19 protein-coding genes are annotated in these 22,761 nt (G+C 34.4%); 13 read left to right on the forward strand and 6 right to left on the reverse strand.

Features of this window, described 5'->3' with window-relative positions; genetic code table 11:
• Positions 1 to 8 precede the first annotated feature (8 nt).
• Both XJ32_RS09495 and XJ32_RS12990 read left to right on the forward strand, forming a co-directional pair.
• The gene (locus XJ32_RS09495) at positions 9 to 3,449 is read left to right on the forward strand and encodes an LPD3 domain-containing protein (RefSeq protein ID WP_077389331.1); all 3,441 of its coding nucleotides are present in this window, start codon (positions 9 to 11) and stop codon (positions 3,447 to 3,449) included.
• Positions 3,450 to 3,581: 132 nt separating this feature from the next.
• The gene (locus XJ32_RS12990; protein ID WP_254422350.1) at positions 3,582 to 4,415 is read left to right on the forward strand and encodes a hypothetical protein; all 834 of its coding nucleotides are present in this window, start codon (positions 3,582 to 3,584) and stop codon (positions 4,413 to 4,415) included.
• 89 nt (positions 4,416 to 4,504) lie between these two features.
• Here XJ32_RS12990 and XJ32_RS12055 read toward each other — a convergent pair whose 3' ends face one another.
• The gene (locus tag XJ32_RS12055; protein ID WP_155243505.1) at positions 4,505 to 4,654 is read right to left on the reverse strand and encodes a hypothetical protein; all 150 of its coding nucleotides are present in this window, start codon (positions 4,652 to 4,654) and stop codon (positions 4,505 to 4,507) included.
• Positions 4,655 to 5,970: 1,316 nt separating this feature from the next.
• On the opposite strand from XJ32_RS12055, the gene XJ32_RS09510 reads away from it, so the two are divergent.
• From XJ32_RS09510 to XJ32_RS09525, 4 genes are all read left to right on the forward strand, one after another.
• Positions 5,971 to 6,810, forward strand: coding sequence for a radical SAM/SPASM domain-containing protein (locus tag XJ32_RS09510; protein WP_077389333.1), 840 nt, complete (start codon positions 5,971 to 5,973; stop codon positions 6,808 to 6,810).
• Positions 6,811 to 6,860: 50 nt separating this feature from the next.
• On the forward strand, positions 6,861 to 7,310 hold the full coding sequence (locus tag XJ32_RS09515) for a GNAT family N-acetyltransferase (protein ID WP_077389335.1): 450 nt from the start codon (positions 6,861 to 6,863) through the stop codon (positions 7,308 to 7,310).
• Positions 7,311 to 7,441: 131 nt separating this feature from the next.
• Complete coding sequence (locus tag XJ32_RS12995; protein ID WP_254422352.1) at positions 7,442 to 7,960, forward strand: hypothetical protein; 519 nt, start codon at positions 7,442 to 7,444, stop codon at positions 7,958 to 7,960.
• Positions 7,961 to 8,087: 127 nt separating this feature from the next.
• Complete coding sequence (locus XJ32_RS09525) at positions 8,088 to 8,531, forward strand: YqaA family protein (protein ID WP_005218473.1); 444 nt, start codon at positions 8,088 to 8,090, stop codon at positions 8,529 to 8,531.
• Positions 8,532 to 8,539: 8 nt separating this feature from the next.
• Here XJ32_RS09525 and XJ32_RS09530 read toward each other — a convergent pair whose 3' ends face one another.
• On the reverse strand, positions 8,540 to 9,934 hold the full coding sequence (locus tag XJ32_RS09530; protein WP_254422353.1) for an OmpP1/FadL family transporter: 1,395 nt from the start codon (positions 9,932 to 9,934) through the stop codon (positions 8,540 to 8,542).
• A gap of 154 nt (positions 9,935 to 10,088) precedes the next feature.
• On the opposite strand from XJ32_RS09530, the gene XJ32_RS09535 reads away from it, so the two are divergent.
• From XJ32_RS09535 to XJ32_RS09545, 3 genes are all read left to right on the forward strand, one after another.
• A complete protein-coding gene (locus XJ32_RS09535) occupies positions 10,089 to 10,916 on the forward strand; it encodes a prephenate dehydrogenase (RefSeq protein ID WP_077389337.1) in 828 nt (275 codons plus the stop codon).
• 134 nt (positions 10,917 to 11,050) lie between these two features.
• Entirely contained in the window at positions 11,051 to 11,638 is a 588-nt protein-coding gene (locus tag XJ32_RS09540; RefSeq protein WP_077389340.1) for an HAD family hydrolase, read from the forward strand.
• Positions 11,639 to 11,647: 9 nt separating this feature from the next.
• Complete coding sequence (locus tag XJ32_RS09545; RefSeq protein ID WP_077389342.1) at positions 11,648 to 12,670, forward strand: SAM-dependent methyltransferase; 1,023 nt, start codon at positions 11,648 to 11,650, stop codon at positions 12,668 to 12,670.
• A 37-nt stretch (positions 12,671 to 12,707) separates the two neighbouring features.
• Here the strand turns inward: XJ32_RS09545 and XJ32_RS09550 are convergent, their stop codons facing one another.
• From XJ32_RS09550 to XJ32_RS09560, 3 genes are all read right to left on the reverse strand, one after another.
• Complete coding sequence (locus XJ32_RS09550) at positions 12,708 to 14,048, reverse strand: glycosyltransferase family 9 protein (protein ID WP_077389344.1); 1,341 nt, start codon at positions 14,046 to 14,048, stop codon at positions 12,708 to 12,710.
• Positions 14,049 to 14,060: 12 nt separating this feature from the next.
• Positions 14,061 to 14,579 (reverse strand): shikimate kinase, encoded by a 519-nt coding sequence (locus XJ32_RS09555; RefSeq protein ID WP_077389346.1) that lies wholly within the window; start codon positions 14,577 to 14,579, stop codon positions 14,061 to 14,063.
• A gap of 656 nt (positions 14,580 to 15,235) precedes the next feature.
• Positions 15,236 to 16,945: a cation:proton antiporter gene (locus tag XJ32_RS09560; protein WP_077389348.1), complete on the reverse strand. Its 1,710-nt coding sequence runs from the start codon at positions 16,943 to 16,945 to the stop codon at positions 15,236 to 15,238.
• 361 nt (positions 16,946 to 17,306) lie between these two features.
• On the opposite strand from XJ32_RS09560, the gene pgp3 reads away from it, so the two are divergent.
• The 4 genes from pgp3 to XJ32_RS09580 all read left to right on the forward strand — a co-directional run bounded on the left by pgp3 (position 17,307) and on the right by XJ32_RS09580 (position 21,776).
• Positions 17,307 to 18,458 carry a peptidoglycan metallopeptidase Pgp3 gene (gene pgp3 / locus XJ32_RS13000; protein ID WP_254422354.1) on the forward strand — a complete coding sequence of 384 codons (1,152 nt, stop codon included), beginning with the start codon at positions 17,307 to 17,309 and terminating at the stop codon, positions 18,456 to 18,458.
• A gap of 173 nt (positions 18,459 to 18,631) precedes the next feature.
• Entirely contained in the window at positions 18,632 to 19,699 is a 1,068-nt protein-coding gene (locus XJ32_RS09570; RefSeq protein WP_077389350.1) for a glycosyltransferase family 2 protein, read from the forward strand.
• 10 nt (positions 19,700 to 19,709) lie between these two features.
• Positions 19,710 to 20,678, forward strand: a complete 969-nt coding sequence (locus XJ32_RS09575) for an alpha-1,2-fucosyltransferase (RefSeq protein WP_077389352.1) — start codon at positions 19,710 to 19,712, stop codon at positions 20,676 to 20,678.
• 12 nt (positions 20,679 to 20,690) lie between these two features.
• Complete coding sequence (locus XJ32_RS09580; protein ID WP_077389354.1) at positions 20,691 to 21,776, forward strand: DegT/DnrJ/EryC1/StrS family aminotransferase; 1,086 nt, start codon at positions 20,691 to 20,693, stop codon at positions 21,774 to 21,776.
• Here XJ32_RS09580 and XJ32_RS09585 read toward each other — a convergent pair.
• Positions 21,773 to 22,552: a MotE family protein gene (locus XJ32_RS09585; protein ID WP_034563875.1), complete on the reverse strand. Its 780-nt coding sequence runs from the start codon at positions 22,550 to 22,552 to the stop codon at positions 21,773 to 21,775. The genes XJ32_RS09580 and XJ32_RS09585 overlap by 4 nt on opposite strands.
• Positions 22,553 to 22,761 lie beyond the last annotated feature (209 nt).

Here is a 22,761-nt window from a genome sequence, read left to right on the forward strand (position 1 = left end):
ACTCATTAGTGGGAAAAAATATTACTAATCAAAATGATGGCAGGATAGCACAAATTTCACGCAAAAATATTGCCAAAATGACAAGTGATAAAGCAATACAAAAAAGTGTGGATAATGGCTTTACTCCACAAGAACATTTTAAAGCCGTGCAAGATATAGAAAACTTGTATCAAGGGGCAATACTTAGGGAAACACATAAAGATTTTAAGGGTGAAAGCGATAATGTCCTTATTCATAGATATAACACAAAATTAGATAATGCGAACGCACATATAACACTAAAAGAGACTTTAAGCGGTCAATACGAAGGGAATAAGATTTATACGCTAGAATTAGAATCCCTTGAGTTAAAGCCCACCCTGCCCGAGCCTCAAGGAAGTGAAACAATGTCTAGGAATACAATCCGCAAGGCTATTGTAACGCCCACTGAAACACCTGCTACCATTATACCACAAACCCCGCAAGAAATAATCAAACAAGCAAGAAAAAGCGGCAAAAGTGTAGCAGAGACAAAGGAATTACTACAAAAACATAATAAAGAGATACAGAACATAAGAACAGAGATTAGAAAAGATATTGCAACAAGGCAAAAAAACATAGAGCAAGGATACATAGACATAGTAAGCAGCCATCATGCAAAGATAGGAAAAAAAGGCGGATATACAACAAAAATGTATTTAGAAACCGATAAGGAAAAACAAAGCTATTTATATGATGGTTTTAATAAAGAATCTTTAGACAACTATTTACAATTAGTCAAAGAAAACGCACCTTTAAAAGAGAGAAACAAAGCACTAGACAAGCTTGTAAATGAAAGACTAGAAGCAGAAGCAAGATTTAGCCAATTACAAAAACAACAAGAGGAATTAGAGGAAAAACAACTACAAGCATTTGATGAAGAATCTTTTATTAAAAGCTTAGAGGGTAAGAGTAAAGATGAGTTAGAAAATATTCAAGGCGATTTATGGAATAAAAGCGAGGATAAAAATAACGATATACCATTTCCAGTAATAGCTAGAATGTCAAACTTAGTTATGTGGATAAAAGATAAAATCCCACAAGCTGCCTTTAATAATGATGAATTAAGAGAAGCGATTAAATCCTTAAGATTACAAAAAGAATATAAAGATGATATAAATTCTATACAATATTTTAAAGAGAACAGAGCATATATAGAACAAACTTTAAACATTAAACCTATAAGAGAATTTGGCACAAACTATGCAGAACATTATCACAGCGGCGAGACTGCTATACAAAAACTCATAAATGAAGCACAAGCACATAAAGAAAGCGGAGCTAAAGGTGAGTATAAAGGACAAGTTGCAGGGGCATTTCATAGAGATGACATTGGGGATATAACTTTAGCGTGGGGAGAGAAAGGCACGGGCAAAAGTGATGGCTGGGGATTATCAAAAATTGTAGAGTATCACCCTGAAGTGTTAGATAAATTGGATAAATTGATACAAGATTTGCCCATTGTAAAGGAAACTGAAAATAGATATAAGCTAGATAATGGCGACTTTTTTATAAGCATTAGAAAAGATTTTGAGGGACAAAAACAAAACTGGGTATTAACAGCCTTAGAAAGAGATGAAAGCATTGCTAGACGCAGGACGGACTTGCCTAGCTCACAAAGTGAAGCTGAAAAGACTGCTTCAGCAAATGCTAGCGACATTATACCACAAGATTCTATAAAAGCACAAAGGAGTAAAGAATACCTACAAAAACAAACAGCCCAAACATTAAAAGATGAGCTAAAAGCGGCGGATAATACGCAAAAAGTAGCAATTGTAACAAGGGAGCTAGAAAAACAAAATGAAGTGCTTTTGAAACAATATAAAGAATTACAAGATATTGTAAAAAACAAAGATTATACAAGCCTTGAGATACAAGAAGCATTGGATTATATAGCGACAAATAAGAAATTTGAAACTGATACAAGTATTATAGTGTATAATCCAATAGATTCTAAAGATAAGGGTGTCTATATCACTAAAGCCGCACCGCAAGATGAAAGAGCAAAACAATTCTTAGAATGGAAATATACACACCTAGAGCAAAAGCCATTAATGGATATTATCAAAAAGAATAAAAGCGATATGAGTAAGCTCAAGTGGGATTTAGAATTTATCAAAAATGAATCTAATAAGATGAGGCTTGAAAAGAATCTAGCACGATTAGAAAAATCTCTACTCAAAGAAGAACAAGAGTATCTTAAATCTTTATCTTTGACTTATGATTTAAACACGCAAGAGGGATTACAAAAGACAAAAGACTTGTTTTATAGAGCAAAACCTACACAAGAACAAATAGAACTCTTTGAATCTATCTTACCTGTCGCACAAAAGCTAGGTGTAGAAGTAAGGAATGCCATAAGAGACCCCTATCAAGTAGGAGGTAACACAAAAAATAAGAGTGGCACATACTTCTTAAAAGAAAATAGTGCAAGGGTAAAGCATAGCATTTCACAAGCGGATAAAAGCGAGACATTATTGCACGAGCTTATACATAGTGTAACAAGTAGGGCAATGTATGCTAAAGAAAAAGGTGCAACACATCTCTTAAATAAAGAACAAATACAAGCTATTGATAATATAGAATCAATCTATAAGCAGATTGTAGAGAAAAAAGATGAGCTAGGATTTAAATCGTGGAATGCTAGAGAAAAGACAGGGGATTATGGATTAAAAAACTCACACGAGATGATAGCAGAGCTATCTAACCCTAAGTTTGCTAGTAAGCTTAAAAGGGCAAATGTCTTTGAAAAGATTATTGATAATATTATCCAGCTTTTTGTTAGCACAGCAGAAATGATAGGACTTAAGAAAAGTAATGCCTATGATAAACTAAGAGAGAATGTCAAAAATATTATAGAAAACTATAAAGATAACTTTAGCCAAGAGTATGAGAAGCTAGGGGTTAGGAATGTTGGCTTGGAGAGCAAAGAGCTAGAATCTAGCTTTTTAGATTCTAATGGCAGGATAGATTATAAGGCGTTAATGGATAATGCAGAAGCCCTGCCGCAAACATTAAATTTGAAAGGATTTAAAGATATGATTTTTAAGAATGATAAGACAAAGCGACTAGATTCTAAAAATGCAGTCGTGCAAACACCAGCAGGGGAAGTGAAAGTAAATGTTTTAAGGGCGTTTAATCACTACTTTAAACGAGGACGACAAGGAAACAAAAAAGAAAATAGACAAGCAATTAATGCTACCTTTATGCCTACTTTATTACAGCCAAAGTTTGTAACAAAAGATGAAGCAGGAACACTTTATTATTACAAACCTTTTATAAGCAATGAGAAAGAATATCATATTACAAGTATAGCAGTAAAAACAGATGGGACACTAGAATATGCAACAAGTTATAATGCCACTAAAAATAGATTGAATCAAATGATAAAATATAATGAGTTAGTGTATATGGAGAGTGGTTTGTCTTAGCAGGAAATCCGCAACCTATAATGCGTGAGTAGGTGAAGCCTACCGCCCAGCCGCAAGAGCCTAGACAGATTTTTTTAATGTTAAGCCACGAGACAAACCATGCGTTATTATACCACAAAAAAAGGATTTAAAATGATACAAACAAAAAATCTCACTTTAAAGAAATTCCAAGAGAATTTTGATTTTATAGAAGCTAAGATGAAAGATAGTCAAATATATAAAGACGCCTTAGATAGCTTTGTAAAATATATGCCAAGCTATGCCTTTACAGACGACCAAAAAGCTTTAGCTTATAGCGATTTTATGGCTAAAACATTTTTAGGCGTATTTCAAAGTGCAGTCCAAACTGCATTAACCATAGACCAAAACGAAGTGGCTACAAGAGACGCACAAAATCAAAGTGCTTTAGGCATACTAGGTAAGAAAAAAGAAGTAGCAATGCTATCCAATCAAGTGAAAGAAAGCTTTTTTAAGATACAAGCAAGTAAAATGCAAACAGCACAACTTCAAGCCCAAGCCCTGCAAGATAAAATCAAGGCAGAAGTATTACATAAAAGTGCCAATGATAACGCACAGATAAACAAAGCTAATTGTATGGTAAGTTATCAAAATGTATTATCAAATGCAAATAAACCAGACTTACTCAAAAGCTATGATATGCAGCAAACTACGGTGAATGCACTCAAAGCAATAGGTGAAGCTCCAATCAGTGATTACACAGATGAGTGGAAAAAGGTGCAAATACCTGACTACAATACAGACTTTGATACTACTATACTAGAGATATATGCCACTAAAAGCGTGATAGCTATTGATGAAGTGATAGGATTTCATATTGTTACTTCTATTGAGTTAGTAGAAGTTGAATGGGATTTTGGTGATGGCAAGGTTAGCAATCAAATGTTAAGAGTAGCCAAAAAGATAATATACTCAAATCTTTCAATAAAGAAGGCTCATATAATGTAAGATTAAAAGCTTTAGTAGAAGTTGAGAATAAAGATTATGTTAATGATAAGAGTCAAGATAAGTTTGTGATGAAAGAATACTTTAGAGACTTAGAGATTTTGGTGTGCTAAGTGTTTTTTGCTAGTGTTTAAACGTGTTGTAGAATCTTGTTTTATATGTTTTTGTGTGCTAGATTCTGCATTTTTTAGTTTAAAATCTGTATTTAAGCCAGTGCGACCCTTTCTAAGCCCACACGCCACATTTTAAAGCCAAAAATCTAAATTTATGCTTTTTTGTTGTTTATCAATGTTTCTGTGTCTTTGTGTTTGAGTGTTTTATTCACGCCACATTTGAAAGCCAAAATTGCAATTTTTGCATTTTCAAAGCCCTACAATTCACACGCCACATTTTGCGAGATTTTTATATCTTACATGTTTGTTGATAGTAATATATATAAGAGAGAACATATAAAAAAGATTGTTTGTGAGTTTCTTTGACAAAAACACTATGAAATGAAGCAAACAGGGCGAGAATTTAACAAAATTGCAAGAAAATGTAAGTCATTTATGTAAGTTTAATGGTAGTTTTAAGTGTAATTTCTATCAAAAAAGCAAAACTAGCCACAATGTAGCCTAGTGTAGCTTAGTTTTAGAGCCTTATTTCAGTGGAATATCAGCCAAAATTACACAAATAACACACAAAAACCCTAAATCATGCAAACATAAATCACACTAGCCTTTGCATTCACACAAAAGCCAATCAAAGCAAGGCAATTTTACAAGAGCCAATCACACAAGCTACAAAAGCTTTAAATATTTAAAAATATTTCAATCTCTCTGCAACTTATCTCACTCTTTAAGATTTTCTATCACACATAAATGACACAAAAAATACACTCATGGCACAAATTTTGACACACATATACATTTTATGCCCTATTTTGCGGACTTTGGATAGAATTGTGATTCCAACAATGAAATTTTAAGTTATTTTTAAGTTTTAAATAAAGCTTTATTTAAGCTAGATTATAAAGGCTATTGACACGCTATAATCATAAGCAACACAAGACACAAGGGGAATTTTTACTCTTACATTAAAAAGCAATTACCCACTTATGCTAACTCACTTTATATAAGTTACAATATTACACACAAGCATATAATTTTTAAATTTTTTTTCTAGCTAACTCTTATAAACTTATATAACTAGAGAAAATATCGGTTTTTTGGGAATTTGGAGGGGGGGGGGGGGATATTTGCCAAGCCCACCTTTTTTATTTCAACTTAGAGTAAATAAAGCGACTTGACAATGAAAAAATGTCGGTTAGAATTTTGGGGCGGAGTTTAGAATGTATGTAAAAGATCTTTTTTGCTTAAATTGTAGAATGACAATTTATCACAGATTTATCTCTAGTTACTCCAGCATTATATATATGTCTCATGAGTTAACTCTAAGATTCACATTAGTTTTTACCACCTCTCTTTCATACCTTTTAAAACACTCTCTTTATCCAACATTCACAATAGTATAATTTCAATCTTCTTTATTGCAAAGATATGTTGAAGTAGGTAAATATATGAAATTCCATAAAATTTATGTTGAAATTACTGATATTTGTAAGCTTTCTTGCTCTTTTTGCACACCAAAAAAGGCACTAAGGGGAGTTATGCCGCTAGCTTTATTTGAAAAAATCATATCACAGATTACAAATCACACAAGGCTTGTAAGTCTGCATGTATTAGGCGATCCGCTCTGTGTGGATAATCTATCTGCATACATTGATATTGGGGCGTATTATAAAGTAAGGTTTGATATTGTGAGTAGTGGTGCGTTTTTAAACAAAGAGCATTTTTCTATATTGACACAAAAGCACATACATCAAGTTAGCTTTTCTCTTGATGCCCTGTTTGATAATAAGCATTTAAGAAAAGAGATAGAAAAATATTTTGATACAATCCTTGCCTTTTATGAGTATGCAAAAACACACGCCCCAAATCTTTATATCAATCTGCGACTTTTTGGGAAGTATGACTACACATATTTTTTGCAAAGATTCCCAAATGCGATTTTACAGACAGAAAAAAGGCGACTTCGTTTAGCTAAGAATTTTTTCTTGCGATTTCATAAATCTTTTACATGGACTGCTTTGCAAAAAGATTCTAAGATTGCAAATATGCAGATTTATCCAAATACGCCTTATTGCTTTGGGGCGATAAAGCAGCTTGCAATACTTGCAAATGGCAAGGTTGTCCCATGCTGTATTGATGCAAGTGCAAAAATGCCACTTGGTGATTTTAACACACAGGATTTTAGTGAGATTCTATATTCCAAAGATATGAAAAATATACAAGATTCACTAAGGACGCATAAGGATTTAGCACCATTATGTAAAAATTGCACTTTTCGTGGTGTTTAGAGTATTTTGTGTTATAATTCACGCTTATTTTTAAGTGAAGAAAGTGTGCTATGGAACTGCGAGTTATGACAATACAGGATTATGATTTAGTGTTAAAGTTGTGGAAAAGCATTGAAGGATTTTATATCCGCACTATTGATGATTCCTATGAAGGTATGCAAAAATTTCTTACAAAAAATCCAAATACAAATGTAGTAGCTATCTGTGATAATAAGATTGTAGGTAGCATATTATGCGGCTATGATGGGCGGTGTGCATATCTCTATCATGTGTGCGTGCAAAAGGAATATCGCCATAAGCAAATCGGCAAAGGCATGGTGGCATTTGTGAAAGAGCGGCTAAAAGAAGAGGGTGCGACACATATTAATCTTGTAGCTTTTAAGAATAACTCTCTTGGGAATCTTTTTTGGCATGAGATTAATTGGTCGCTTAAAGATACTTTGAATCTCTATGAATATATTTTAGATTCTGCAAATACTCGAATCTTGAATGAGGGTTAAGGGTAGTTTAGATTGAATGCTGCATTGCATTAAAATCATTCTTATGATTAAGTTATATTAAGAAAGTGTGTAAAACTTATATCTAAATAAAAATATGGTGCTAACAAAATGTTACTTTTAAGGATTAGACAATGAAAAAGATATTTCTAGTATTACTATTATTATTTAGTGTTTCTCGTGCGACAGAGCCACTGCCTATGGAGTTACTTGATACTTGGGATAGTGTAGATAGTTTGATTGTAAAACTCAAAAGACATGCGTTATTTGTGTGTTTGCAGGAATTTAATCCACAAAACGATTTTGTTGATGGTCATGTAATCTCCCATAATAATCCTGATGTATGGTATGCAATACCACCTAGTTTGTTAGATGAGCTTGTAGTTTTTACTAAAACAATAATATTAAACGCAAATAATGGAGCATTGGATATAACAAATCTAAGATTTAGTAGGACTTATAAAAAGCAAGACATAAAAGGTGAGAATCCAGACTATACAAACGCGTGTCTTAATCTCTATGATAGCAAAGAACTTATGCAAGAGATAGCTAGAATCTTAGATAAAATCTATTTAGATGATACTAATTTCCCAAAGGAATATCAAAAGAGATATAGGGACGCGATACAAAAATATTGCAAGGATTGCAAATAAATTCAAACTTCTATAAAAAGATTCTAAAAAAAATATTAAAATAAACATGGCATGTATTTTACAGATTTATTTATCACGCAACAAAAAACAAGAAATAACGATTACTAAGATTAAAGCAGGAGCGTGTATGAATTTTTATGATTATGGTTTATTTGGGTTATTGCTTGTTTGCTTTATATCCAGCTCTCTTTGGCCACTTGGGTCTGAAGCGTTTGTTATCGGTTTTATTGCATTTGATTTTAATCCCTATATTGTGCTAATTGTCGCTAGTATAGGCAATATACTTGGGAGTTTAAGCACCTATTATATTGCCTATTTTGGTGGCGATTCCGCTGTGCGAAAGTTTTTCCCAAAATCTTATAAAAGAATAGAATCTTATCGACCCTATGTGCAAAAATATGGCTATCTTTACGCATTTTTTGCATTCCTGCCATTTATTGGGGATATTTTAGTGCTACTTCTTGGGTTGTATAAATATAATCAAATAGCAACTTGGCTTTTTATCACACTTGGTAAAATAAGTCGCTATGCTATCTTAATATATCTTTATATTCAATGGGGTATTACCTAGTGTCTAGACTACCACAAATACTTGGCACCGATGGTAAGCAAATGCAACTGCCCAAAACCATCATGAGAGACTATAAAGCTTTTTCTATTATCTTTTAGTGCAAGTGAATAAGCCAAACCTAAATCTAGCCTATCATCTAAGAATCTTTTCCTAAAGCCTAAGCCAAACATATACGCATTTGCATCAGGTATGCCAAACTTACCTTGTGGGGCGGGTGTCTCATCATAGGCGATACTTCCCATAATCTTATAAGATTCCCCAAAATATGTATATCCCAAACGATACGCATTAGAATCTTTCCAGCCATTTCCATAGGCAACGGCGGAGTAGTCGGCAGAGTTCATCATACCTGCAACATAATCGACACCCAAAGCGGCTAAAGCACCAGTTAAATTATAGAATCTTTGATTTGCATATTGAAAATCAAAGATTCTAGCACTTCCCCAAAATGTCCGCTCATAGACAAATTCTACCCTAGATCGACCAAAATCTTGTAATATACCTACATTCAGTATGTGTGGCATATCAGCATTCAGCATAAGACCAGCATCCATATTCACAGTTCCCATATTTGCACCAGACTGACTTACATGTGCTAGGGCTGATAAACTCCCGCTCATATCAATACTGACTTTACTTCTATAAGTGCTAGATAGTGTAAGACTTTTTAAAGATTCTATACTTGAAGTGGCAAATGGCTTTATACTTAAAGCAAGATTATACCCAAAGCCAAAGCCTTTAGCATTAGAGGTTTGTTCTACCTTTGTAGTTCCCTTAAAAGCACCACCGACAGCATTATAAGGCACATATAAAGTATTATTAAAACTTCCAAATGAATAGATTGCACGAAAGCCAACACCAAATGAAATAAAATCTTTCCACGCAAGAGACACAACAGGGTTTAACTCCATCATGGCAATACTTACATCATCTAGGAAGCCACCTCCTATACCATCCCAGTTCATAGACAAACCAGAAGGCGTGGTAAAAGAAAGTCCAAAGTTTGTTTTTAAGTTTGAAGCAACTTCATAAGCCCTTGATTTATAGAAAAACTTTGGAATCGGCTGTATTGTCGTTAATGCCTTGCCTTCTACTGATTTATTACATATATTTTGTGAGGCACATTCATATACGCTTCTATCACCTGTGCTAAAGCGAAATGGTGGTATAAAAAGAAGTGTTCCATCAATCTCTATTTCATGTTTATCACTATCCCTACCTAAACTCATATTTGCAGGATTATAGTAGGTAGAATCTGCTCCATAAGCCCCAGCGATAAACGCTGAATTAAGTGCCGTGCCATTCAAGCTTTGCTCTGTCAAGCGAAAGCCAGAAGCCTGCATAGATTCTATACTCAAAGCCAACCCACAAATAACGCCCACTACTCTTTTATGTCTTAACATACATTCCTCCAAATTTTAATATTTTCCTTAAAAAGAACCAGAAATTATAACATCGTTTTTTTTTTTTGTAAAGCGCTGCTGTCGAAATAAGCATATTTCCTAGAAATTATGGCAAAATATCCTTTCTGTTTTGAGATTTTAGATAAGGAAAAGTATGCAAGCAGGCATTATCGGTTTAGGGCTTATAGGTGGGTCTTTAGGATTAGCTTTAAGAGAAACAAAGATGTTTAAACGCATTTTGGGGTATGATAAGGCAGCATTGCACGAGCAGCAGGCATTATCTCTAGGGCTTGTTGATGAGTGTGCGAGTATGGAAGAGATCTCACAATGTGATGTGATATTTATCGCTGTGCCACTTGATTTTGTAGCACCGATTGTAAATGATTTTAAAGATCTCACTCCAACGCAAACTATCATTGATTTAGGCAGCACAAAACACGCTATACATGAGCTTATAGAATCTAAAATACGTAAAAATTATGTCGGCGCACACCCTATGAGTGGCACAGAGCATAGCGGTCCAAAGGCAGCACAAAAAGATCTTTTTAAAAATAAGATTCTAATCCTCACAGATATAGACAAAAGTGGTGCGTTTCAAATCGCCTTTGCAAAAGAGATTTTTGTGAATCTTGGTATGCAAATCATTAAAATGGATTCTGCAAGTCATGATGAGCATATCGCCTATATCTCACATTTGCCGCATATCTTAAGCTTTGCCCTTGCAAACACGGTATTAGCACAAGAAAAACCAGAAAATATTCTTGCTTTAATCGGCGGTGGATTCCGCAGCATGTCGCGTCTTGCAAATAGTTCGCCTATCACTTGGAAAGATATTTTTAAACATAATAAAGCCCATCTATTACATTCACTCACAGATTTTGAAAAGCATTTTACTGAAGCAAAAGAGTATGTCGCAAAAGAAGAATGGGATAAACTCATAGCATGGATGAAAAAGGCAAATGAATTGCATAATTTCTTATAGTTTTTTTTAAAACATAGTTTAGAATCTAAAATGCCTTTCACCCATAATTCTAAAAACAATTTTGCTATACTACTTGTTTTGTTTTGTAATATTTCTTATCTTTATATTTAATTTCACAAATAAAGGGATTACTTTTGGATATAGCATTTTTTGATTTTGATGGGACTATAACGCGCGGGGATTCTTTTCAGCTATTTTTGCGTTTTGTATTAGGAAAAAGATTCTATATAAAAATGTTAGAAAATTTGCCTACTTTGATAGGCTATAAGCTTGGCTTAATAGATAATAGCAGGGCAAAAGAGAGAGTGCTTAAATCTTGTTTTAAGGGCATGGAAAAAGATAAATTAGATAAATATTGCACTGACTTTGTGAGCGATTTAGAATCTTTTTGTAAAGATTCTGCCCTGCAAAAAATGCGTTGGCATAAAGCGAATAATCATGTCGTAGTGCTTGTATCTGCTAGCTTTGAAGAGTATCTGCGTCCTTTATGTAAAGCTTTTGATATTCACTTGCTTGCCACTACAATGGAGGTAAAAGATGGCAAGATTACAGGCAATTTCGCCCAGCCAAACTGCTATGGACCAGAGAAAGAGAGACGCATTAAAGAGAGCTATAACCTTACACAATATGAAAGAATCTATGTCTATGGCGATACTAGGGGAGATAGGGAAATGTTAGCCCTAGCAAGTCCAAATCTCGCATTTTTTCGTGTGTTTCATTAAGGGCTTATGATGACTTCTAATAAGTTAGCATTTAGTGAGATTATGCAAGAGTGGCTCTATAATCCAAATACAGGCTATTACACGCAAAATCATGTGGGAAAAGCGGGGGATTTTTACACTTCTGTGAGTGTGTCAAAGTTTTTTGGCGGGGCGATTAGCCGCTATATTTTGAGAATGCTTGATGAAAAAAGGCTTACTCTGCCACTTCACATTGTAGAGATAGGGAGTAATAATGGCGATTTAATCGCTGATATTGCAGAGTTTTTAAAGGCATTTAGCGATGTGGTTTTCATACAAACTAGCTTTTGCGTGATAGAGCCACTAGTTTGCTTACATACACAACAGAAGGCGACTTTTCAAGCAAGGATTACTGCAAGATTTAATAAGCAACTACATATTTATAATAACTTGCAAATGCTAAAAGATACGCAACCAAACAATGTATTTTTCATATCTAATGAATTGTTTGATAGCATGCCTTGCGATATTTTCTATAACGATAAAATGCTGTATTTTGATGGTAAAAACTTTACATGGGAGAAGCCAACTAGCGAGATATGTGAGTTTAGAGAAAAGTATGATATAAAAAGTGCTGAAATCCCGCTTATTTGGGAATCTTTTATACAAAATCTCTGCAATTTGCCATGTAAATGGATATTTCTCACATTTGATTATGGCGATTTTTTAGCACGAGAAATGAATATACGAATGTATATGCAGCACAAGGTTTATAATCTCTATGAAGAATTGCAAAATGATAGATTAGCCCAGTTTATAGGCAAAAGTGATATTACTTATGACATAGATTTTAGCCTGTTAAAAAAGATATTCGAAGATAATAGTGCTAAAGTTTTATGTAATGTTACGCAGTCAAAATTTTTGATTGAATCTTGTGAGATATTAGATATTTTTGAAAGTTTTTCTACACATTTTAGCACAATCCAGCTAAGCAAACAAAAAGCAAGTTTGCAGGGCTTAATCGCTCCAAATGCCATGGGCGAACGCTTTAAAGCTTTGGTATGTGGGGTGTAGATTCTAGTTCTTGCACTCTACTTTAATTTAATAGGTATTACCCTCTCTCATCAATAATACTTGCTTGTCTTGTGTATGTAAGGCTAGATTCTGTAATATCTAATCTTTGGTTTGGTTGTGTGGTTTTAGAATCTTGCAAATTTTTAGAATCTTGTAAGTTAGCAGAATTACTCGCATATTTAGAATCTTTTGTATTTATAGAATCTTGTGTAATTTTTGAGTTTTGTAGATTGTTAGAATCTTGTATAATGTCTGTATTAGATTCTGTATCTGCTTGTGATATTGGCGTGTTTAGATTCTGCAATAAAATCCGCTCATCTAAGAAGAATTTTGCCTGCAATATGGCTAATACAATATCAGGTGTAATGCTATCCATATTCAATCCATAGTCGCTATACTCATGAGAATCTTTTGGGTTAAATAGACCAAAAGGCGTGCAAATCACATGCTTTTTATTTTGACTGATGGGGGCATATCGGTGTGGATTTATCGTATTTTTATATGGGAATATTGAAAAGGTGCTAGTATCAAGTGCGGCAGCAGCGTGTAAAAGCGTGTTATTATTAGCGATAAAAAGGCTACTTAGGTGGATTAGGGCTAGGATTTGTGTGATAGTATTTGTTTTTGTCGTACTATCTTGTGCTGTGTTAGAAAAAAGATTTTTTTGTGAGAGATTTGGGAATTGTGGAAGCATAGCTTGATAACCCTGCATTTCATCAATTGGGGCTAGTATCAATACATTATGAAACTTAGCAATAGCATTTGCAATGGTGAAGAAATGCCTACTCTTCCAGCCTAGCTCTTGCAATCCATAACTTGGACAGATTGTAATATAGCTAGTGTCTAGATCTGTGTCAAACTTCTGTGCGATAATCTCTTGGGCGGTGGCTATATCGCTTAGTTTGAGATATAGCTTTGGATATATGAATTGTTTGCATTGCAGAAATCGCAGTAAATCAAAGTTATATTCAGCTTCATGTTTGTTATTTAATGTGCGTTTTTGCTTAATTTTATAGTTAAAAAGAAGTGAATAAAAGTGTGAAAATACACCTATTCTAGCTTTAATCCCAGCACGAAATAATGCTATTGTGCTTTTTTTATCAGCTACAAGTGAAAGTGAAATATTAATCTTTGCATTTTTTAAGGATTTTGCTAGATTTGGGTCTGTGTCAATGCAAAAAATCTTGTGTATATGTGGATTATTTTGAAAAAAGTCTTGCATACTTGAGTGCAAAAGAAAGCTAATTTTAGAGTTTGGAAACTCATTTGCAAGGGCATTTATGCAATGCAGGGAGAGTATAAGACTTGCACCATTTTTATACTCATTGCAATGAACGAGTAGAAAATGATAAGGGTTATTTATATTTAGTGTTAGCATGAATATGCCTTTCTATTGTGGGTGTATAGGTTTTGTGTGTAGTAGAGATATGATTCTATCAACTATTGCTTGTGTATCTTGTCTAGAATCTATAATGTAATCGCATGAGTTTTCATATATTTTCATGCGTTCATTATAGAGAGCTTTGGCTGTAGATATGTCATCAAATAGAGGTCGCGTATTTTCTTTTGTGGCTTCTTTTTCTTTTAAAATGCGTTGTGTGATTGTATCAAAATCGCTTTGCAAATAGAAACATACACCAAGCCCTCTTACATTATTAAAGATTGGCATACCACCACCTGTTGCGATAATATACCCTTTTTGTGTGGAAAAAGATTCTATAAAAAGAGATTCTAAATGGCGGAAATATGCCTCGCCTTTATATGTAAAAATATCTTTAATACTGCTTTTTTCTTTCTTCGCTATATATGTATCACTATCTATAAAGGGCATATTTAGGGCTGTTGCAAGTAGCTTTGCTATGGTGCTTTTACCGCTACCCATAAAGCCTATTAAGATGATGTTATCCATTGCTTGTCTCTCTTTTGTTTTGTTAAAGCGTTTTTCGTGGTGGTTTTAATTGAGTATTATAACAAATATTTGGGGTTATATGCAGACTAAACTGGAATTGATTGCTTGAGATATCTGACAGATATATTGATCATTTTAAGTGTTAAATAATTGAGTTTATTTTTAAACAAACAATGCTTTAATGTTTTTTTTGTAACTGCGACGACTTATATATGTTCATGTTGTTGTTGATTGTCCTTATTCTAAACAATTTAATAAAATAATCAACTTCACTCTCATTGACCCTAGAAACTAAGGCTTTTGCGTGTTAATATATTGTCGCATTAGTTTTTTTGGAGGGCGAATGGACTTAATATCTCGTTTCTTGCTTTTCTTAATTTTCGCGTGTCTGCAAACAATATATTTAGACTTACTCTCTAGTTTTTTTTGAGTTTTTCGCATAAGTATTTCTTATTGCAACATATTTTATTATAAAAGTAAGATACAACAAAGCGTAAAAAAAGTGCAAATATTCCTATAAAAGTAAGGAATGCAGAATCAAGGCAAAATATAAGTAGATCAAAAGGAGTTTCATGCGGAATCATCTAAAATGAATTGCAAAACTCCTATTTTCAAAATTTAATAATCTTGGGAAAATAAGACTAGAACCCAAAATCCTATTTATCTGCTTGCTGCTTATTCTCATCTACTGCTTGCAGGGCTAGATCGCTTAGAATCTTTGCTATCTCCCTACGCTCATGGACTACCGCATACACACCTTGAGATTGAATCTCTGAAGCAAACTTAGAACTTTTTGTCTTAAGGATAATCTTACAATAAGGCGATAAGGCATGAATGTCTTGATGGGCTCTTTGCGCACTATCGATAGAGTCTATGGCAATGATTACCGCAGAACACTTAGTAACGCCAAGCTGCTCTAGAATCTGCCTACTTGTAATATCGCCATAAATTACAGGCTCACCTTTCTTTATTGCCTCTTCTACCTTGTTATAATTTTTATCCACAGCAATGTATTGCACATCACAACCCTTAAAATACTCTAAAATTTTTTTGCCAAGCTCGCCATAACCACACACCACAACATGTTTTTCAAGGTCTGTCGCGTGGTTTGTATGATCCGCCTTTGTATCGTCATAGGATTCTGCTTTTCTGCGTGCAAAAAAACTGCTTACAGGCGTAAGATAACGCAAGAAAAAGTTTGTAACCTTATCTAGTCTATCTAAGATAAAAGGTGTAGCAATCATTGAAAAAATCACCATAAGCGTTAGAAACTGATAGATTTTATCTGGGGTAATACTTGCAAAAAACTCTTCGCCAAATAAAATCCCTAAAATTCCACCATCAAGATGCAAGTCTAATATCTTATGCTGACTTGCTAAAAGGAAAATCGCAAATGAAAACTCCCCAATTTGTGCTAGAGACAATGCAATCCTTAATCCTATCCTCTGTCCCCTAAATAAGAATAAGAATAAATACATGAGTAAGGCTTTTGCACCCATCATAAGTGCTACTAAGATAAGAATAACAACAAAATATTCAAGCAAGAAGATAATATCTACTTGCATACCAACGGTGATAAAAAATACACCCAAAAGTATATCTCTAAAGTGTGTAAGGACTGAAGAGACTTGATATTTATACGGCGTGTTTGAGATAATCATACCTGCCAAAAATGCCCCAAGCGCCAAAGAAAAGCCAAAAGATTTACTTATGTATGCCGCACCTAAAACGATTAGAAAGACTGCACCCACAAAGATTTCATCTGTTTTCATATTTGCTGAAAAGCGAAGGAATAGTTTTGCCATAATGCGTCCGGGCAAAAATAGCACTATAAGCACGATAATCGCAGAAATCAGTGTCGTTAAAAGCAGGGCAGAAAGATGAGAATCTTTATCGCTTAAAAGCTTAATCATAAGTAAAATTGGGATAACTGCAATATCTTGAAAGATTAAGATTCCAACTGAAGCCATGCCATAAGGCGTTTTTGTTTGAGCGCTTTCATTTAAAAACTTCAGCACAATTGCCGTTGAGCTAAGGCTTACCGCACTTGAAATAATGATAGAGGTAGAAAAGTTAAAACCCAAAAAATAAAAACATACAACATAGAAAAAGGCAATCGAGATTCCAATCTGTAAGCCGCCAAAGACTAGCACTTCTTGCTTCATTGAAGTAAGGCTTTTAAAACTAAAATCAAGCCCTATCATAAACATCAAAAACACAACCCCAAATTCAGCTATATCATTCAACTCACCAGAATCTTCAAGCTGAAAGCCAAAGATATAAGTCGTTAGCACACCTGTAAGAATATAGCCAATAATGGTTGGAATCTTAAGCCAACTTAGCACAATACCTGAAATAACCGCCATTGCCAAAACGCAAAGTATAACAAGATATAAATCGATAGGACACCTCGTTTAATAAACCTTAATATAACCTGTTTTTATATCAAAATCTCTACATACAAGAATATTCAACTCCTACATAAAGTGCATAGCATACTTTTTAAGCAAGTCTGTAAAGATTTTCATATTAAATAATATTGAGTTCTTCTCTAAAATACATACAGATATGCTTAAGATTATAACAAAAAAATATCAAATATACTAGCTTAATAGAATTTAAAATAACACAATATTATTCCAGCAGACAACTTTATAATAGTTCAGAATTTTTAAAATATAAATGCTATAATGGTTTGCTTTATCTTAGATTTTTAGAGAGTGGTTTATGAATTTGTCAAAATGTGTTTTTACTTTTTCTTGTGGTGTAATGTTTTGTGTTAGTATGTCGTATGCAGATTCTATACTTTTTTTACCAGATTCAAATAAATCGCAAAAGAGAGCTATTCAAAATGATTTTAGTGATGGTGAAGTAGATTCTGATTTACGACTTTTTGATATTCAACAAAAAGGGTTTAACCCCAAAGATGAAAAGGGCTTTAGAGCCCCAATTGATAGAAGTCCTATAACACAGGATTCTGTAAATCCGCCAAAGGATATGCAGCAAGAAGATTTGCCGCAAGAATATAAGAGTATGTTTGAAACAAGTCTATTGCAAACAAACACAGAATCTAAGGAAATAAAACTCGCAGAAAACACGCCCACTAAAAAAACAAAACAAAATAATTCTCACACAATAGAGATTGCTAATGGTGCAACTTTTATTGCAGTGAGTAGTGAGAAAAATCCACAAGTTATACGCATAAATAATAAGGTTTTCCCATGGGTTTTGCACCCAAAGGATTCTAATAAAAAGATTGCATTTGTAGCGATTAACTATCGCTCAGCTTTAGAGAATCTAAGATTAAATAATGACTTTTCCATTAAAATCGTGCAAGGTGCATATAAGAGAGAAAAAATCACAATCACAGATACGACGAAGACAAAGCCAAATAAAACTGCGAGTGATCGCATTGCAAAGGAATTTGCTGAGGCAAATGCGATCTATCGCACATATACAAAGAAGCGCTATTGGAGTAAGCCTTTTATGTTGCCTTTAAACAGCGTGATTACAAGTCCTTTTGGCTCTGCGAGAGTATTTAATAATGAGATAAAAAGCTTTCATGGTGGCACAGATTTTCGTGCGGCAATTGGCACACCGATACAGGCTAGTAATGATGGTATTGTAGTGATAGCAAAGGATCGTTTTTTAGCAGGTAAGTCAGTCGTCATCGATCATGGTGAGGGGGTTTTTAGCATGTATTATCATTGCAGTGATATTAAGGTGAAGCTTGGTGAGAAGGTGCAAAAAGGGCAAGTGGTGGCTTTAAGTGGCGATACAGGCAGAGTGAGTGGGGCGCATTTGCATTTTGGTATGCTTGTAAATGGAGTGCAAGTTGATCCTATTGATTTTATAAATAAGGTGAATGCGTTGTTTTAATATTTGTTGGTTGTATTTATCGCTTAAAATTTTAGATTAATGAAATCTTTCGTTATATTGAGCTAAATTTTATTTAATATGAATTTGCACCGATGTTTAATGTTATACTTATTAATCCATTTTGCGTTGTTTATGGTATGATACGAGTTTTACTAAAAAATTAAAGGAAAAGTTTGAATCCTAAAATTTCCATTCTCACCCCAAGTTTCAATCACGAAAAATTTGTGGGATTTTTTATAGAATCTGTTTTGAAACAAACTTTAGAAGATTTTGAGCTTATTATTGTAGATGATTGTTCTAGCGATAATAATGTAAATGAGATTCTAAAGTTTAAAGATCCTAGAATAAAGCTTATACAGCACCCATATAATCAAGGTATAAACGCAGGAATAAACACAGCATTTGAAAATGCTAGTGGCGAATATCTTGTATTTTGTGCGAGTGATGATATGCTTACACCTAATGCGCTAGAAGTGATTTATGAGGCATTTAGCGAGAATCCAAGCATAAAAGCGATATATCCTAGCCTTATTAAAATTGATGAAAATGGGGTGAAAGATAAAGAAAGATTTGGAGAATCTGAAAATAAAACGAGAGCAGAACATCTCTATGATCTCTTTATGCGGGGGAATTACCTCACTTCACCCGGAATGGCACTGAAAACAACTGATTTTAAGGAGATTTTGTATCCTCTAGATATTGCGATGTGTAATCAGCAGGATACGCAAATGCACATTAAGATACTTTTAAATGGGGAAATAAAAATCCTTGATGACATTTTAGTAATGTATCGTTTTGATCCAAAGACAAGTAATGTGAGTGCTAGAACTGATAAAGCCATAAAACGAGAAAATATGGAGATTGAGCAGCTAATGGATACTTTTTTAGCAATGAAAGATATAGATTTGCTTCAAAAAATCTTTGCAAAAGAAATAGCTAAACTCGGTATTAATCCGCAAGAAGATATGATAGAGTATTTCTTAGGCAGAATGGCTTTGTTGTCGCCTATTGAAACAAGGCAAGTGTGGGGTTACCATAAGATTATGGAATCTTATAGCACAAAAGAGAGTGCAAAACGCTTGAAAGATATGTATGACTTTGATTTTAAGACCTATTTAGACTTAGCTCATTATACAACAGATAAGACTTTGGCAAAATATCGCAAATACAAGAAACTTTTTAAGATATTGCTATATATGAATATTGTGTTATGTGGCGTGATTATATGGCTTATTTGGTAAAGGAAGTGCAATGAAAGATAATCTCATAATTATTAGAGTAGATGGCGGCATAGCAAGTCAAATAGGTTTTGTCGCATTAGGCAAAGCCTTTGAGGAAAAAGATTATCAAGTCAAATATGATTTAAGCTGGTTTGAGACTTCTGGCAAAGGCTTTTATAATACAACAAATGGCTATGATAGAATCTATGATTTAACCTTTGATATGCCAAAAGCATTTCCACAACTAGAGATGAAAATCGCAACTGAAGATGAAGTAAAACGCTATAATAAATTGTATTTTATTGATGATGAAAAAGTCATTACCCACAAGCCTCCATTATATGTCGGTGGTTATTTAGGCAGACATTATGACATATATTTTGCAAAACACTTTGCAGGATATTTTAGCCCTAAAGAAGTAGAGCAAAAAGACACGCCATTTTTCACACTTTTACAAGAGATTCTAAATACACAATCCTGTGGCATTCACATTAGAAGAGGTGATTTATCGCAGAATCATATTGTCTATGGAGAGCCTACTAGCCTTACTTATTTTGAAAGGGTTATCAAGCTTGTTTCACAAATGGATTCGGTAAGTGCATTTTATCTCTTTAGCGATGATGTAGCGTGGGTGAGAGAACATATTGCACCACTTTTAAAGGATAAACAATTTAAAATATGTGATATTAATACGCCAGAGCAAGGCTATTTGGATTTATACCTGCTTAGTCGTTGCAAGATGATTGTCGCATCTCACGGGAGCTTGGGAGCGTATGCTAAGATTCTATCTCCACATAATCCACTGCTTATTGCCCCACGCGTTCGCAATGTATTTTTTGAAATGGAAAATGTAATGCTTGTAAATTGGGGTGCAAAACTACAAATTACGCAGCCGTGTAATAATGTAATCACCCCCCCCCCCCCATTGTCAAAATCTCACATTGCGATACAAACTTTTTCTCTATCTCTACAATCGCTTGAGAAGCAAACTATTGCGTAAAGGAGTTATACAATGATCCCATTTCTTGATGTAGGGGCAATTAATTCGCGTTTTAAAAATGAGCTAGAATTGGCGATGAAGCAAGTTCTAGAATCTGGCTGGTATATTTTAGGAGAAAAAAGCAGGGCTTTTGAAAAGGCGTTTGCTGAATATTGCGGGATAGAGCATTGCATAGGCTGTGGTAATGGACTAGATGCACTTAGGCTAGGCATAAAGGCGCTAGGCTTAGGGGAAAATGATGAGATAATCGTCCCAGCAAATACCTATATCGCCTCAATTTTGGCTATCTCTGATAATGGGTGTAAGCCTATCTTTGTTGAGCCAAGTCTGCAAACTTATAACATTGATGTGGAGAAAATAGAATCTGCTATCACGCCCAACACAAAGGCGATTTTAGTCGTGCATTTGTATGGGCAAGTCGTGGAAATGCAAAAGGTGTGGGAGTTGGCACAAAAGTATAATCTTGCTATCATAGAGGATTGCGCACAAGCCCACGGTGCGATATATCAAGGCAAAAGGGTTGGCACACTTGGCGATGTGGCTGGATTCTCATTTTTCCCGGGGAAGAATCTAGGGGCATTAGGCGATGGTGGAGCAGTAACCACAAAGCATAAAGATGTAGCGGAAAAAGTTAGGGCATTGGGGAATTATGGCTCACATAAAAAATATGTTAATCTCTACAAAGGGCTAAACTCTCGCCTTGATGAGCTTCAAGCAGCACTTTTGGAGATAAAGCTAAAGCATTTAGATTCTGATAATGAATTTCGCAGGGCAGTGGCGAAGCTTTATCGCGAAAATATCACAAATAAAAAGATTATTTTACCGGAATGCGTGAGTGAAGAGGGACACGCGTGGCATTTATTTGTCGTGCGGTGCGAAGAGCGGGAGAGATTCCAAGCGTATTTAAAGGACAATGGGATTGAGACAATTATCCACTATCCTATCCCACCGCATAAGCAAGAAGCCTATAAAGAATACAATCATCTCTCTTTACCCATTACTGAAAAGATTCATAGGGAAGTGTTGTCTTTGCCGATTAGCCCGGTTATGAGCAAGGAACAAGCAGAAAGGGCTGTATCTGTAATAAATGGATTCTAATACACCCTCATATTGCCATCAAAGCTTTGTGGCACTGCGTTATTTTGCTGATTTGTGTTTGCCTCTCTAGCGTTTTGTGGCATATTATCTTCTACATTGATTCCATCTGGTGTGGCTGGTGGTGGTGCATTTGGTGGGACTGGCTTTTTACTAGGGAAATATTTTATAAGTTTTGTAAGTTCTGCGGCTTTATCTGGTTGCATTTGTGCTAGAATGCTTCCCATTTGATTCGGTTTTAGGCTCAATAGAATCATAACCGCATCATCTTCTGGCATAGCTGCTAAAATCGGTGCGGCTTTGCTATCTTTCATTTTCGCATAGCTTTCAGCTAATTTTGTGTCCTTTGTGCCTGTGATTTGCTTTAGAATCTCTTCATTCTGTGCTAATAGCTTTTTTGCTTCATTGAGTTTTGCTTCACTTTCTGCTGATTTTTTTGCTTCTTCATCTCGCATATCAGCATACATTTTCTTTAACGCACTCTCTTTTAGCTTCATCTGCTCTTCTTTTTCTTTCAATAGCTTTGTGTTTTCTGTGGTTAGAATCTGCAAAGTGCTTTGTTGCTGTTGTAGCTGCAATAGACTTGTTGCAAGCTCTTGCTTTCTTGCCTCAAAGATTGCATCACATTGTTTTGCTAGCTGTTGTGCTGCCTCTGGATCAAAACTCGCACTAGTTGTTAAAGATTGCGTTTTGACTGCTTTTTTTTCTGTCTCGTCATCGGCAAACGCACTTACACATAAACAACCAACAATAAGACTTCCTAAAAAAACCTTTTTCACTACCATATCCTTATGTAACAGAATCTTGCGTAATATTATACAATAATGCAAAGCTAGATTCTATAAATTTATACTCTAAGCATCCTAAAACACTCACAAAAATATAAATATATGAATGCAAAGCTTTTTAAGCATTACTTGAAACCTTTCTGATTCTATTATGATTATCATTTTAAACCTTAAAAAGTGCAACATTTTACAAATACTAA

It is taken from the genome of Helicobacter bilis (assembly GCF_001999985.1).
Taxonomy (GTDB): domain Bacteria; phylum Campylobacterota; class Campylobacteria; order Campylobacterales; family Helicobacteraceae; genus Helicobacter_A; species Helicobacter_A rappini.